This is a genomic window from Novosphingobium sp. NFX11 (assembly GCF_057376415.1).
The window spans coordinates 1,618,790-1,633,337 of the sequence record NZ_CP080385.1; the positions used below are offsets into that span (position 1 = coordinate 1,618,790).

Below are 14,548 nucleotides of genomic sequence, written 5' to 3' on the forward strand. Positions count from 1 at the left end.
AACGCGGTCTGGATAGCGATCAGCGTCTGTTCCTGGCGGCACACACGCATAAGCCACGACGAGCGCAGGCCATAACGATGTTTGCGATCATGTACGTTATTGCGTGCTTGCTCATTCGATTGAGGGGATGCGATCCTCGATCAGCACGAGTACGTCACCGATAATCGTGCGCATGGCGATGCGGGCGACGTCGGGATCGCGCGACGCGATGGCGTCGCGTACCTTTGCGTGCTCGGCAACGTCAGCGGTACGACCCTTGATGCGGTTGGTGAAGCGGATCGACGTGCGCAGCGCGGTGCTGACCACTTCACGAAGCTGGATGTAAAAGGGATTTTTCGAAGCCCTTAGCACCGCAACGTGAAAGGCGATGTCGGCTTCCAGCGGATCGTCGAAGCCGCATTCAGCCGCCTGCATGCGGCACAGGCCCTCGTCAATGCGGCGGATGTCGTCTTCTCCGGCGACACGCGCGGCGAGAGAAGCCGCTTCAGGCTCCACCGCCACCCGCAACTCGTTGAACTGGCGCAGCAGGTCGATCGAAAGCTGTCGCTCCAGCATCCAGCGGAGCACGTCGGCATCGAACAGGTTCCAAGACGATGTCGGTTGGACAATCGTACCCTGGCGCGGTCGCGCGCTGAGCAAACCTTTCGCGGTCAACATTTTCACCGCTTCGCGCGTGACCGACCGACTGACCCCATGTTGCTTGGCGAGCTCCGCTTCAGTTGGGAAGACAGCACTGCCAAACTGCCCGGTGACGATCGCGCGGCCGATGCTGTCGAGCAAGCCGAAGGTAAGGTTCCGGCCGAGCTGAACTACCGGTTCATCGACGATGAGATGCGAAGACCCTGCCACGAAGCCGTCCTTGTCCTTCCAACCGGGCCATTGCCGCAATGCTATGGTAATCTGTACGTCCAGCCGAACAAGAACGTTTCATATGATAATTATGACTCTACAAGGTGATCCTTCGATCAAGGCTGGTCGGCGATTTCACGGATGCGATCGGCCAACGCATCCATCGCAAATGGCTTGGTCATGATCGCCATGTTCTTTGCCAACTGGCCGCTGCCCATCACCGCCTGCTCCGCATAGCCCGTTATGAACAGCACTTTGAGCGAGGGCAGGCGGGTCAGCGCGGCATCGGCTATCTGTCGCCCGTTCATGCCACCGGGCAAGCCCACGTCCGTGACCAGAAGGTCGATCGGCTGTCCGCTGTCGATCACGCGCATTGCGCTTGGTCCATCTTGTGCCTCCAGCACCCGATAGCCCAGTTCCTCTACGACCTCGACCACGAGCATCCGCACTGTCGGTTCGTCGTCCACCACCAGTACCCGGCCGACGCGCCGGGGCTGCTCGGCCGCTGGTTCACCTTCAAGAACCGGCGCCATGATCGCGGATGCCTCGAGCGTTGCGTGGCGCGGCAGGTATAGGCGCATGGTGGTGCCGCAGCCCGGTTCGGTTTCTATGTCTATCTGTCCTCCGGACTGACGTGCGAAACCGTAGATCATCGACAGGCCGAGCCCGGTGCCCTCACCGATCGGCTTGGTGGTGAAGAACGGATCGAAGGCGCGTGCGACCACCTCCCTGGCCATGCCTGTGCCCGTGTCGGCCACGCTGAGCTCGACATATTCGCCGGGTTGCAGGTCGTGCTCGCGCGCCTGTTGCGCCGACAGCGCGACATTGGCGCTCGAAATCCGGATGAGGCCACCGTCGGGCATGGCGTCTCGGGCATTGATGCACAAGTTGAGCAGCGCATTCTCGAGTTGATTGGGATCGACCAGAGTGGACCACAGCCCACCGTGAGAGGATGTCTGCACTTCCACATGGGGCCCAACCGTGCGCCTTACCATGTCCTCTATCCCGGCCACGAGCTTATCGACGTTCGTGGGCGTCGGAGCAAGCGTCTGGCGGCGGGAAAAGGCCAGCAGGCGATGGGTCAGCGCCGCTGCGCGGCGCACCGCGCCTTGCGCTGCTGTCGAATATTTCTCGAGTTCGCCGGTGCGGCCCTGGGCGATGCGCGTCTGCATCATCTCCAGCGCGCCCGAAATCCCGGCCAGCAGGTTGTTGAAATCGTGCGCGAGGCCGCCTGTAAGCTGTCCGACCGCCTCCATTTTTTGCGACTGGCGCAGGGCCTCCTCGGCGCGGTCGCGTTCGGCGGCCGTCTCGACCACTTCGTCGTAGAGGCGGCGGCGCTCTTCCTCGAGCTGGCGTTCCACGGCCTTGCGGGCCGATACGTCCTGCATGGCGCCGACCATGCGCTGCGGCCGCCCGGCTTCGTCGCGGATGACGTAACCGCGGTCGAGAACGTCGGCGTAGCTGCCATCTGCACGGCGGAAGCGGTACTCGTCGCTCCAGTCGGTGTCCTGACCGCCTATGACCTGGAAGATGCTGTCGTGGATGCGGGTGGCGTCGTCCGGGTGGATTTGCGCCAGCCACCATTCGCCTGTCGGGGCTACCGTCTCCGGAGCATGGCCGTAGGCATGGGTGAGTGCCTCGTTCCAGGTGACGAGGTCGTCGCGCAGGTCCCAGTCCCATACCGCGTCGTTGGTGGCCCGCCCGGCAAGCCGCAGGCGCTCGCCGGTTTCGCGCAGGGCGGCATTGGCCTCGCGGTCACTGGTGACGTCCTGCACCGTGCCAATGAGCCGGACGGGCGCACGCCCGTCGAAGAAGGCCAGACCATGGGCGCTGATGTGGCGCAGTTCGCCATCCTCGATGCCGATCGTCCGGTATTCGACCTCGAAGTGATGCGAGCCATCGGGATCGAGTGATGCCGCGACGGCGCGATCCGCGCGGTCACGGTCTTCGGGGTGGAGACCGGCCAGGAACGCGGTTTCGTAACTGACGCTTACCCCGGGAGAAAGGCCGAACAATTCGCGGCACCGGTCGTCCCACGTCAACGTGCCCTCGCGGGGTCGGTAGTCGAAGCGGCCCAGCTCGGCCGCGCGGACGGCCAGCTCCAACTCCTCGCGGCTGCGTTCCAGTGCGCGTTCGGTACGGCGGCGGACGGTCAGGTCGGTAAACAGGACGGCGACATGATGCCGCGCCGGATCGTCGACGCGATAGGCTTGTACGGCGTACCAGCGGTCGGCCAGCTGGCGGGCGGGGAGTTCGATCCTTTCGGAAATCCCGGTCTTCGCGACGCGCCCGTAGAGGTCGAACCAGTGTTGCTCATGGGCCGGCGCGATCTCGCGCATCCAGCGACCCGGGGCCTCGGCAATCCCGGTATAGGCCTCGAAGGAATCGTTGACCTCGATGAAGCGATAGTCACTGGCCTTGCCGTCATCGTCGAAGACTACCTCAACGACGCAGAAGCCGGCATCGATGGAATTGAAAAGGGAGCGATAGCGCAGTTCGCTGGCACGCAGTGCCACTTCGCTGCGGGCGCGATCCACCGCATCGCGCGTCCGCAGGGCTACGTCTTCCACTTGCAGGCTCTCGCGCCCGGTCCAGACGCGCGGGCTCGTGTCGTGGACGTAGAGGACGCTGTCGAGCCTGCCTTCGCGGAAGATCGGGCAGACCAAGAGTGCGCGCGAGCCGATGGTACGCCAGCCTTCCGCGAAGGCTCTGGTGCGTGGGTCGATGTCGCTGTCGGAAACCGCCAGAGTGCGGCCGAGTCGCAGTTCCGCGATGATCTCCGGACCGAAGCTGTCGAGCACGCGGGTCTCGCCGGCAAGGCTGGGCAGGCTGGGCAGGCTGGACGACCAGTCCGCGTCGAGGTAGGCCCTCGTACCGTCTTCGCTGATCGTCGCGAAGCCGCATCGCCCGGCTGCCAGGTGCTCACCCAGCAGTTGCGCGGCGGCCGCCAGGATGTCCTCGGCGTCGTCGCTGCGCCGCATCGCGTCGAGGAGACGCAGCTGGAACGCCTGCCGCTCCAGCAGTTCCTCGTGGCTGGGCCTCTCGGGTTCGTTGCTCACGCTCGGCCTTCGATGGGCAGGATCATGCGGCAGACTACACCGCCGGGTGCGAAATCGACGGTGGCCCCGGTGCCGTCGCCGCGTGCCAGGCTGCGGGTGATGAGGGTCTGGCCGAAGCCGTGGCGCCTGGGCATTTTCACATGCGGGCCACCGCTTTCCGTCCAGGCCACTTCGTAAAGATCGCGTTCCAGCTGTCGTCCGGTGACGGTTACGCAGCCGCTTTCTGCCGACAACGCGCCGTACTTGACCGCATTGGTCGTCAGTTCATGCACGACAAGGCCGAATGCGATGGCAACGTCCGGGCCGACCGACCGATCGAGTTCACCGATCTCCATGCGAGGTCCGGAGGACGATAGATAGGGCGCCAGTTCGCTGCGGATCATCGCCGACAGGTCTATGCCCGTCCATGAGGCGTCGGCGAGCAGGTTGTGCGTGGCGGCGAGCGCCTGAATGCGGCGGGTGAAGCGCACTCGGAAGTCGTCTAGCCCGTCAGAACCCGACAGAGTACGGCTACAGATCGACAGAACCATCGTAAGCGTGTTCTTCACCCGGTGGTCCAGCTCATGCATCAGCAGGGTCTGGCGTTTTTCTATGGCCTTGCGCTCGGACAGGTCGATCAGGGTGATCACGCTGCCGCCCGGCGCCTCTCCCGTCAGGCGCAAGGGGGCAACGCTGACCAGCAGGTCCTTGGGCGGACTGGCGAAGGGCGCGAAAGCTTCGAGCCCCTTCACCGCCTTGCCCGCGCCCGCCATGGCGATCAGGTCCTCGGTGCGGGTGGCGGCGCTGCCGTTCGGGAAGATCAGCGGCATGGCCTGCTCGAAGGGGCGGCCGGCGAGCTCTCCGGGCATGACGGCGCAGGCGGCGGCGTTGGCGTTGATGATCCGCCCTGAGCGATCACAGACGACCACGGCCTCGTTGGCGGAGGCGATGACGGCTTGCGCAATGCGCTCGGACTCCTCGGCGACGGCGGCCTCGACTCGGACCGTCACGTCGCTGAAGGTCAGCGCGGAGCCGATCCCGAATGCAAGGGGAAGCGGGGCGGCCGTGACCATTAGGTGCCGGTCGGCACCGTCGTGGGTCTGGACGAACTGTGTCTGATGCCGACCGTCGCGCGCCTGGACGATCGTTCCGCGCACCGTATCCGCCGTGCGGGCGTCCAGCCGGGCGAACAGCCCTTCACGCTGCAGGTCCGCCGCGCCGCAGCCGATCAGGGCGCAGAAGGCTGCGTTGGCGTAGAGCAAGCGCTCCTGGTCGTCGAGCGCGACGGCGCCGATATCCATCGCCTCCATCATCGCGCGATAGCTGTCTTCTCCCCGGCTAGGGCGAATACGGTGTCCTCGTCGGCGCTGCGCACGACGACTGCGTCGGCGTCACCTTCGCGGATCGCGCGCAGGGTTTCCTCCGCGTCGTGGAGGCGGTGTCTCAGCTCCTCTATCGAGAGCGCGTCGAGCCCCGGCCCGGTCGTCACGCGGCGTCACCCAGCTGGAGGTGGACCAGCACTTTCTCGGTGTCCGACAGGTCGCCGATGATCTTCTGGATCGGCACCGGCAGTTGCCTTACCAGAGTGGGGATGGCGACGATGTTGTGCTCCCGCGCGAGCCGCGGGTTTTCCTTCAGATCGATGACTTTGACCGCATAGCTGGAATCGAGGTATTCCTTGCAGATCCGCTCGAGATTGCGGATCGCGGCGACTGACTTGGGGGTCTGCCCGGCGACGTAGAGGGTGAGTTCGGTAGACCTGTCCATGATCATCCCCTAAAAGCGCTTCGGCCGGTCGCAAGTTCCGCCAGATCGGACGCGGCCTGATCGCGGAAATCCGTTTCCGCCTGTATCAGCCGGAGCAATTCCGCCTCCTCCGCTGCGACGTCGGCCTGGAGCGCGGCGATTTCCACTTCGGCCTTGCGACGACGCTGCTCGACCTTCTGCTGCAGGGCGGTGACGGTAGTTCGTCGGTCTACCTCGTTGCGGCGGGCCTGCGCCTCGGCAAACCGCCGGGCCGAGCCGGTCAGCGCCCCATTCTCGCCCAGATAGGGTTCGACCAGGCTGATACCGTCGTCGCTCATGACGAATTCGCGCACCTGATTGGAGTGCGCCATGCCGCGCGCCTTCAGCAGATAAAGCTCGCGGTTGAACTCGCCGTTCACCTCGCGGTTGAGCAGCAGCAGCCAGGCATCCATCAGCGAGGACAGGCCGGCATCGGTCTGAGCCAGCGCCTGGTCGTGGGCGAGGTGGGTGAAGACGGCGGTGATGCCGTTGGACTTGAGGTAGTCCACCATCCGCAGCAGCATAGACTGGACTTCGAGTGTCTCGCCGCTGTCCATGAAGGCGGAGATCGGGTCGAGCACCACCAGCGAGGGACGGAAGCGCGCGATCTCGCGGATCATGATCGCAAGGTGCATCTCGAGACTGTAGAAGGTCGGCCGCGCCGATACGCAGCGCAGCAGGTCTCCTTCGATCCATGGCGCGATGTCGAGGCCGATCGAGCGCATGTTGCGCACGATCTGCCCGGCCGATTCCTCGAACGAGAAGATCATCGCCCGTTCGCCCCGGCGGCATGCGGCATCGACGAAGCACATCGCCATGGAGCTCTTGCCCGACCCGGCCACGCCTGAGACGAGGATGCTGCTGGCGCGATGAAAACCGCCGCCCGTCAGCATCTGATCGAGGTCGGCGATGCCGCTTGACACCCGTTCCTCGAAGACCTTGTGCGCAAGGCCGAGCGAACTGACCGGCAGGACGCTGAAGCCTTCCTCGCCGATCAGGAAAGGGTATTCGTTGGTGCCGTGGGCGGTGCCGCGATACTTTACGATGCGCATCCGGCGCGTCGAGATCTGGTTGTGGACGCGGTGGTCGAGCAGGATCACGCAGTCGGAGACGTATTCCTCAAGCCCCTGCCGCGTGAGCGAGCCGTCGCCGCGCTCGCCGGTGATCACGGCGGTCAGGCCCTTTCCCTTTAGCCAGTCGAACAGGCGGCGGATTTCCGCGCGCAGGATCGCGGGATTCTGGAAGGCCGAGAACAGGCTCTCGATCGTGTCCAGGACAATGCGTTTGGCGCCGACCTCGTCGATGGCGAGTTCGAGGCGCAGGAACAGGCCCTCCAGGTCGTAGTCGCCCACTTCGGCCAGTTCGGAAGGTTCGACGGCGATGTGCTCGATGGCGACGAGGCCCTTTTCGACGAGGCTGTCGAGCCCGAAGCCAAGCGAGGCGACGTTATCGACGATGTCCCTCGGGCGCTCCTCGAAGGTCACGAACACGCCCGGCTCGCCTTCCCGCGCGCCGTTGACGAGGAACGTCGAGGCGAACAGCGTCTTGCCGCAGCCTGCCGAGCCACATACGAGGGTGGGGCGTCCGCGCGGCAGGCCGCCCATGGTGATGTCGTCGAAGCCTTCGATACCCGTCAGGGCCTTTTCGATGCCGGCAGTCATGCTCGTCCCGATTTGATCGCAGAATCGGTGCTTATGCGAGCCCCCGATGCGAGGCAAACGATCTCATCCGCGCCGGGTTCCGAGTTGGCCGGATCAGCATTCCACGACGTTGGCGGCAAGACCGCCAAGGCTGGTTTCCTTGTACTTGCTGGCCATGTCTACGCCCGTCTGGCGCATCGTCTCGATCACCGCGTCGAGGCTGACGATATGGCGTCCGTCGCCCTGAAGCGCGAGGTAGGCGGCGTTGATGGCCTTGACCACGCCCATCGTGTTGCGTTCGATGCAGGGGATCTGGACGAGGCCACCGATGGGATCGCAGGTGAGCCCGAGGTTATGCTCCATGCCGATCTCGGCGGCATTCTCGATCTGCTGGTTGGTGCCGCCGAGCGCCGCTACGAGCCCCGCCGCCGCCATCGAGCAGGCGACGCCGACTTCGCCCTGGCACCCCATCTCGGCGGCCGAGATCGACGCGCGCTTCTTGTAGAGGAAGCCGATCGCCGCAGCCGTTAGCAACAGCGTGCGCTCGCCCTCACGGTCGGCACCGGGCACGAACTTGCGGTAGTAGAGCAGGGTTGCCGGGATGACCCCGGCGGCGCCGTTGGTGGGGGCGGTGACGACGCGGCCGCCCGCTGCGTTCTCCTCGTTCACGGCAAGCGCGAAGAGGCTGACCCATTCGAAGGTCTGGGCCGGGCCGAAGCTGTCCTTCTGGGCGCGCAGGCGGGTATGGATCGTCCGGGCGCGGCGACGCACTTTGAGGCCGCCGGGCAGCAGGCCCTCTTGTCTGAGCCCGCGCTGGACGCAGGCGTCCATGGCATCGATGATACGGTCGAGCCCGGCCAGCGTCTCCGCCTCCGGGCGCCAGACGCCTTCGTTGCGCAGCACCAGCGTGGCGAAGCAGAGCCCGGTTTCCTCGCCCAGCGCAAGCAGCCCTGCGCCGGAGGAGAACGGGAAAGGCTGGCGCAGGTTGTGGCCGCTCTCGGGCGTCAGGGGTGCAAGGGACGTCGCATCGCCGCGCACCACCGCGCCGCCCCCGACAGAGTACCAGTGCTGCTCCACCGGCTTCGCCCCTTCGCTGAACCATGCGGTGAAGCGCATGCCATTGGCGTGGGCGGGCAGGAACTCGCCGAAATGGAAGACGAGGTCGGTGCTCTCGTTAAACGCGATCTCGGTGTCGAACGTCCGGCTGGCAAGGCGGCCGTGCTCGCGAATGTCGGCGACGATCGCGGGCACCGCATCGGGATCGGCCGATTCCGGGCGCAGGCCGGAGAGACCCAGTAACACCGCCGCGTCGGTCGCATGGCCGCGCCCGGTCAGTGCGAGTGAGCCGTAGAGGTCGCAGGCCACACGTGACGGCGTTTGCGGTAGGCTCTCCATGAATGCCAGCGCCGCGCGCATCGGACCGACTGTGTGCGAACTCGACGGACCTATACCGATAGAGAAGATGTCGAGAGCGCTGATCGCAACTGCCGAGAGTTCGGCGTCGGAGGGGGAGGGCGGTCGTGTGCATATCGGTTTCCGATGCCGGTATAGCGCAGTGGATCATCGGGGAAAGGGGCCAGTTCCAGCTGAAGTGCCGGGGCCAGCAGCACACCGATCGTCAGGCCCTGTCGGCAGATCGGTGTTCAAGGCAGCGAGCGGTAGAACTCCAGTTTCATGTCCTCGGCCACGCATTCGAGGATCGGCGGGACGAGCCGGTCGTGAAAGTCGATATGCATGTGCTTTTCGTAAGCGGCCTCGTCGCGGAAAGTGGCGACGACCTGGAACAGGTCGGGGTCCGCCTCCGACTGGAACAGTTCATAGACGAGGGCATCGGGCTCGTTTTCGAACACCAGACCCTTCAGTTCGGATTGCAGGGCGATCATGTCGTCGCGCTTTTCCGGCCGGGTGCGCAGCTGGGCGATGAAGCTCTTGGCGGGCATAGGGTCAGGCCCTTCCATGAGGTGCGAGGTCGAACAGGAGCTCGCGTTCGTACGTGCCTTCCATGCAGCCGACGATCTTCTCGATCAGCGGCTTGTTGTGATCGTAAGCCATGTGGGCCTCGTCGGCGGCCTCATCGACGAAACTTTCGTGGACGGCGAACATGCCAGGTTCGGCAAGGCGGAAGAACTTGTAGACAAGCGTGCCCGGTTCCTGCTTCGACAAATCCTCCATCTGGCGGGCGAGGGCGATGAAATCGTCCTGCCGGTCGTGGCGGACGCGGAAGCGGGACAGGAAACTGAAGGCCATGAGGCACTCTCTCCTTTCAGTGCGGGACGAGTCGCTCTCGTTCCCGCAGGTTCTCTCCGAATGCCGCGCCTATCTTGGCGCGTGCTCCGTGGAATCGAGGATAGGCGATCACAGAATAAAAACAATCATGAATGCATGCTATATCGCGTTTCCCTGCCCCCGAGAGGTTTGTCGACAACCACCGCATGAGCCCGGGGCATATGATGAAAATAGTCATCAAAAAAACATACATGAATGATTGCCAAACGCCGTCTTCGTGATAATCCTTGATGCAACCCGCAAACAAATGGCGGGGCACAAGGAGAGAGAGGCATGTTCACCAGGCAGCTTTACTGCTCGTCTTGCGCGTTCGCGCTCGTCGCCGGAATCGCAAGCACGCCAGCCTTCGCACAGGACACTTCGACCACGGACGCAGCGCCACAAGAATCGGGGCAGCAATCGTCGGGTGGCCTGGCCGAGATTGTCGTCACCGCAACCCGCCGCGCCACCGACCTTCAGTCCACGCCGGTCTCGGTCTCGGCGGTGGACAGCACGTTGATCGCGCAGGCCGCCCCGCGCGACCTCGGCGACATCGCGGCGTTCGTGCCGAACTTCTCGGCCGCGACGATCGCCAACTTCAATGCCGCCAGCTTTGCGATGCGCGGCGTCGGGCAGACCTCGATCATCGTCTATTTCGAGCCGCCGGTGGCGGTGCTGGTGGACGACTTCGTAGTGCCCTCGGTCCAGACTCAGCTGCTCGACACTTTCGACATTGCGCAGGTCGAAGTGCTGCGCGGCCCGCAGGGCACGCTGTTCGGCAAGAACACTACGGGCGGCGTCGTCACCGTGCGCACCAAGCGCCCGCAGATGGAGTACGTGGGCGTCGATGCCCGCGCCGAGTACGGCGACTTCGGCCAGAAGAAAGTGCAGGCCGCGCTCAACGTGCCGATCGGCGATATCGCCGCCTTCCGCCTCGTCGGCGGTTACGAGAAGTCTGACGGGTTCTACAAGAACGGGGCCTGTTACGGCCCGGTCACCGGCTTCGTCGACAACAAGTTCCAGGGGCGCAGCGGCTGCCTTGGCGGCGAGACGATCGGCGGCAAGGACGTTTGGCAGGCCCGGGCCAAGCTGCTGGTCGAGCCTTCGCCCAATTTCAGCGCGCTGTTCCAGTACGAATGGATCCGCGACCGGTCGGACTCGGTGCCGTCGGTGAACGAGAACTACCTCTATACCGGCACCAATCCCTTCGTTACCGACCTGCTCGGGCTGACCGATCCGAATGCGCAGGGCACCGATCCGCTGAAGCGGGCGGCCTATACCGGACGGCACGACGGCCTGCTGTTCATGGACAAGGGCCAGCGCATTTCGGTCGACGGGCTCTACGCCAACCTCGAATATGACACCGGCATCGGCACCGTCACTTCGGTCTCGGGCTATCGCAACCAGCGCTCGCGCATTCCCAACTCCTACGCGGGTGCGACGGCCGTGGCGGAAGACGGCCAGTACCTGTCGTTCTTCGACGCGACCCGCGATGACAACCGCAAGACTTGGCAGCAGGAACTGCGCTTCGCCTCCGACCTGCAGGGGCCGTTCAATTTCGTCGCGGGCGGGTTCTACCAGCGCGACAAGATCGATTTCTGCGTGGCGCAGATACTCGGGTTCCTCGACCTCACCTCCGGTCCGCTGCCGTTCGGCAACTGGAACGATACGCCGTACGTCCTGTGCAACGCGCAGCGGGCCAAGTCGCGCGCGGTGTTCCTCGAAGGCACGCTGAAGCTGGGCGAGAAGCTGACGATCGCGGCGGGCGGGCGCTATACCTGGGACGACAAGACCTGGCTCGGCCGGCAGCAGACCTTCATTCCGGCACTGAACGGCGGCTTCGACCCGACGATCACCATCAACGAGGCGCTCGACGCCAGCGTCTACAAGTACCCGGCGGGCGTCGTCAGCGTGAAGGGCAAGTGGCGCGAGCCGACCTACCGCGCCAGCATCAGCTATCAGGCCACCGACGATATCTTCGTCTTTGGCGGCTACTCGCATGGCTACAAGGGCGGCGGTTTCAACGACCAGATCGGCGGCTTCGCGGCCTTCGGCACCGACCTCGACGCCTTCCGCGCCGCCGCGCGGCCGACCGATCCGGAAAAGGCCGACAGCTTCGAACTGGGCTTCAAGTCGCAGTTCCTCGACAACCGGCTGCGCTTCAACCTCACCGGTTTCTACGTGAAGTACAAGGATCTGCAGAAGCAGCTCAACGTGCCAATCGTGGTCAACGGCCAGCCCAATCAGGTTACGTTGTTCGTCAACGCCGCCAGCGCCGACGTGAAGGGTATCGAAGCGGAACTCTCCGCCACTCCGGTCGAGGGCCTGACCCTGCGCGGCGTGCTCGGCTATCAGGACGGTAAGTACAAGACCTATACCGCCGAGAACGCGGGCTATGACCTGGCCTCCGCTCCGCTGGACCGCGCGCCGAAGTGGCAGTGGACGCTGGACGGCTCCTATGCGCTGCCGCTGGGCAGCGACTACAAGCTGACCGTGAACGGCAACGTCGCGTATACCGGGCGCAACCTCAATACGCAGGCGATCGACGATCCGCTGGGCAACACGTTCCTCAATGCGAGGACGCTGGTGAACGGCTCGATCACGCTCGCGCAGGCGGATGACCGCTACTACGTGCGCCTGATCGGCAAGAACCTGACCGACAAGCGCTACCGCGTGGCGGTGCAGAACGTCGCGGGGCTGTGGCTCAACTCGCAATACGGGGCGCCGCGTTACTTCGGTGTCGAACTCGGGCTGTCGTTCGGCGACCATCTTTGAGAGGTGCTTGATGTTTGAGGCAAAGGTGCTGCGCTGGGGAATCCCTCTTGCGCTGACGTGGTCGCTCGCGGCCTGCGGATCGGCGGATCAGCAGGCGCTGGCAGGCAAGGGCGCTCCCGAAGGCTGGGAGCGCCAGCTCGACGACGGCAGCGACGGCGAGGACTGGCCCGCTTTCGGCCGAACGTACGGCGAGCAGCACTACAGCCCGCTTGATCAGGTCAACGCCGGGAACGTCAAGGATCTCGGCCTCGTCTGGGCGGTGGACCTTCCGGCGGGCAACCCCGCGACCGGGCCGATCGAGGTGGGCGGCACGGTCTATCTCGCCAGCGGCTATTCGGTGGTCCGCGCGATCGACGTCGCTTCCGGCAAGGTGAAATGGGAACACGATCCCAAGGCCCCCGAAGCCTCCGGCATCCGCCTCAGGCAGGGCTGGGGCAGTCGCGGCATCGCCTACTGGAATCACAAGGTCATCACCGCTACGCAGGACGGCCGCCTCGTTGCGCTCGACGAGAAGACCGGCAAGCCCGTCTGGACCGTGCAGACGCTGGAGGAGGGCGCGCCGATGTTCATCTCCGGACCGCCGCGCGTGTTCGATGGCAAGGTGATCATCGGCAATGCCGGGTCCGACGAAAGCGCGGTGCGCGGCTTCGTCACCGCCTTCGATGCGGACAGCGGCAGGCAGCTCTGGAAGTTCTACACCGTCCCCGGCGACCCGGCGAAGGGCTTCGAGGACGAGACGCAGAAGATGGCCGCGAAGACCTGGAGCGGCGACTGGTGGAAGTACGGCGGCGGCGGTTCGGTGTGGAACGCCATCACTTACGACAAGGCCAACGACCAGATTCTGCTCGGCACCGGCAACGGCGCGCCTTGGAACCACAAGATCCGTTCTCTGGGCAAGGGCGACAACCTGTTCGTCTGCTCGATCGTCGCGCTCGATGCGAAGACGGGCAAGTACAAATGGCACTACCAGATCAACCCCGGCGAAAGCTGGGACTTCAACGCCGCGATGGATATGGAACTGGCCGACCTGACCATCGACGGCAAGCCGCGTCAGGTGGTGATGACGGCGCCGAAGAACGGCTTCTACTACGTGATCGACCGGAAGGATGGAAAGCTGATCTCGGCCGAGCCTTTCGTGGAAGTGACGTGGGCGAAGAAGATCGACCTTGCCACCGGCCGTCCGGTCGAGAACCCCGGCGTGCGCTACGAAAGCGGCAGGACTTCGTTCCGCCCGACGCCGCTCGGTGCGCATAGCTGGATGCCGATGGCATACAGCCCGAAGACGAAGTTGACCTATATTCCCGCCATCGATTTGCAGGCGCACTTCGACGATACTGGCATCACCCGGGAAAATTTCAAGTTCGCCGAGGGCATGGGACTGTCTCCGGGCGTCGGCTACGCGATCGACGCGGGGGGCAAGGACGTCACCGGCTGGCTCGTCGCCTGGGACCCGGTGGCGCAGAAGGCGCGCTGGAAGCTGCCGATGCCCACGCACGGCAACGGCGGCATCATGGCGACGGGCGGGAACCTGGTGTTCCAGGGGCGGCCCGACGGCGGCTTTTCGGCCTATGACGCCGAGGACGGCAAGCGCTTGTGGAACTTCGATGCGCGCGCGGGCGTGGTGGCGCCGCCGATCACGTACCGCGTCAACGGCAAGCAGTACGTCACGGTGATCGCCGGGATCGGCACCAGCGTCGGCCTGTTCGGCCCGATGTTTGCGCAGTATGGCATCGATTACCGCACGCAGGCGCGGCGGGTGCTGACTTTCGCGATCGGCGGCAAGCAACAGTTGCCGCCGCGCGAACCTTACAAGGCCGTCGCCTTCGAGGATGCCGACTTCAAGCCGGACGCCGGCAAGGCCGCGCGCGGAGAGGGCATCTTCGGCGGTCGCTGTGCGGTCTGCCATGGCACCTCGGTCATCGCGGGCGGCACCGCGCCGGACCTGCGTACTTCGCCGATCCCTGCCAATTCGGAGGCGTTCGCCGAAGTGGTCCGCAACGGCGCGCTGGTTCCTGCGGGAATGCCGAAATTCGGCGAATTCACGCCCGATCAGGTCGAGGCCCTACGCCAGTACATCCGCACCCGCGCCGAAGTCCTGCGCAGCGGACGGCCCGACAGTGCAGTAGGGTCTGCGCACAAGACCGGGGAGTGATCTGCGTTTCGGCAAGGGGCGCCCGGAAAGGGCGCCCCGATCCT

The 14,548-nt window shown here is 64.9% G+C and carries 11 protein-coding genes; 2 read left to right on the forward strand and 9 right to left on the reverse strand.

Annotation, left to right across the window (positions count from 1 at the left end; translation table 11 throughout):
* Nucleotides 1-111: 111 nt before the first annotated feature.
* From KZO24_RS25240 to KZO24_RS25280, 9 genes are all read right to left on the reverse strand, one after another.
* Nucleotides 112-849 carry a FadR/GntR family transcriptional regulator gene (locus tag KZO24_RS25240; RefSeq protein WP_271183808.1) on the reverse strand — a complete coding sequence of 246 codons (738 nt, stop codon included), beginning with the start codon at nucleotides 847-849 and terminating at the stop codon, nucleotides 112-114.
* Nucleotides 850-965: 116 nt separating this feature from the next.
* Nucleotides 966-3,908 (reverse strand): PAS domain-containing protein, encoded by a 2,943-nt coding sequence (locus KZO24_RS25245; protein WP_271183809.1) that lies wholly within the window; start codon nucleotides 3,906-3,908, stop codon nucleotides 966-968.
* Nucleotides 3,905-5,188, reverse strand: coding sequence for a sensor histidine kinase (locus KZO24_RS25250; RefSeq protein WP_486487391.1), 1,284 nt, complete (start codon nucleotides 5,186-5,188; stop codon nucleotides 3,905-3,907). The genes KZO24_RS25245 and KZO24_RS25250 overlap by 4 nt, the downstream gene beginning before the upstream one ends.
* An 8-nt stretch (nucleotides 5,189-5,196) precedes the next feature.
* Nucleotides 5,197-5,376, reverse strand: coding sequence for a hypothetical protein (locus tag KZO24_RS25255; protein ID WP_486487392.1), 180 nt, complete (start codon nucleotides 5,374-5,376; stop codon nucleotides 5,197-5,199).
* Nucleotides 5,373-5,654 carry a circadian clock KaiB family protein gene (locus tag KZO24_RS25260; protein WP_271183811.1) on the reverse strand — a complete coding sequence of 94 codons (282 nt, stop codon included), beginning with the start codon at nucleotides 5,652-5,654 and terminating at the stop codon, nucleotides 5,373-5,375. Before KZO24_RS25260 ends, KZO24_RS25255 begins: the two co-directional genes overlap by 4 nt.
* Nucleotides 5,655-5,656: 2 nt before the next feature.
* The gene (gene kaiC / locus KZO24_RS25265; protein ID WP_271183812.1) at nucleotides 5,657-7,333 is read right to left on the reverse strand and encodes a circadian clock protein KaiC; all 1,677 of its coding nucleotides are present in this window, start codon (nucleotides 7,331-7,333) and stop codon (nucleotides 5,657-5,659) included.
* A gap of 93 nt (nucleotides 7,334-7,426) precedes the next feature.
* Nucleotides 7,427-8,842 (reverse strand): L-serine ammonia-lyase, encoded by a 1,416-nt coding sequence (locus tag KZO24_RS25270; RefSeq protein ID WP_486487765.1) that lies wholly within the window; start codon nucleotides 8,840-8,842, stop codon nucleotides 7,427-7,429.
* 113 nt (nucleotides 8,843-8,955) lie between these two features.
* Nucleotides 8,956-9,252 carry a putative quinol monooxygenase gene (locus KZO24_RS25275; protein ID WP_271183814.1) on the reverse strand — a complete coding sequence of 99 codons (297 nt, stop codon included), beginning with the start codon at nucleotides 9,250-9,252 and terminating at the stop codon, nucleotides 8,956-8,958.
* A 4-nt stretch (nucleotides 9,253-9,256) separates the two neighbouring features.
* On the reverse strand, nucleotides 9,257-9,559 hold the full coding sequence (locus KZO24_RS25280) for a putative quinol monooxygenase (RefSeq protein ID WP_271183815.1): 303 nt from the start codon (nucleotides 9,557-9,559) through the stop codon (nucleotides 9,257-9,259).
* Nucleotides 9,560-9,871: 312 nt separating this feature from the next.
* Here KZO24_RS25280 and KZO24_RS25285 point away from each other — a divergent pair, with 312 nt between their 5' ends.
* Entirely contained in the window at nucleotides 9,872-12,352 is a 2,481-nt protein-coding gene (locus KZO24_RS25285) for a TonB-dependent receptor (RefSeq protein ID WP_271183816.1), read from the forward strand.
* Between the two features lie 10 nt (nucleotides 12,353-12,362).
* A complete protein-coding gene (locus KZO24_RS25290; protein ID WP_271183817.1) occupies nucleotides 12,363-14,504 on the forward strand; it encodes a PQQ-dependent dehydrogenase, methanol/ethanol family in 2,142 nt (713 codons plus the stop codon).
* Nucleotides 14,505-14,548: the final 44 nt, after the last annotated feature.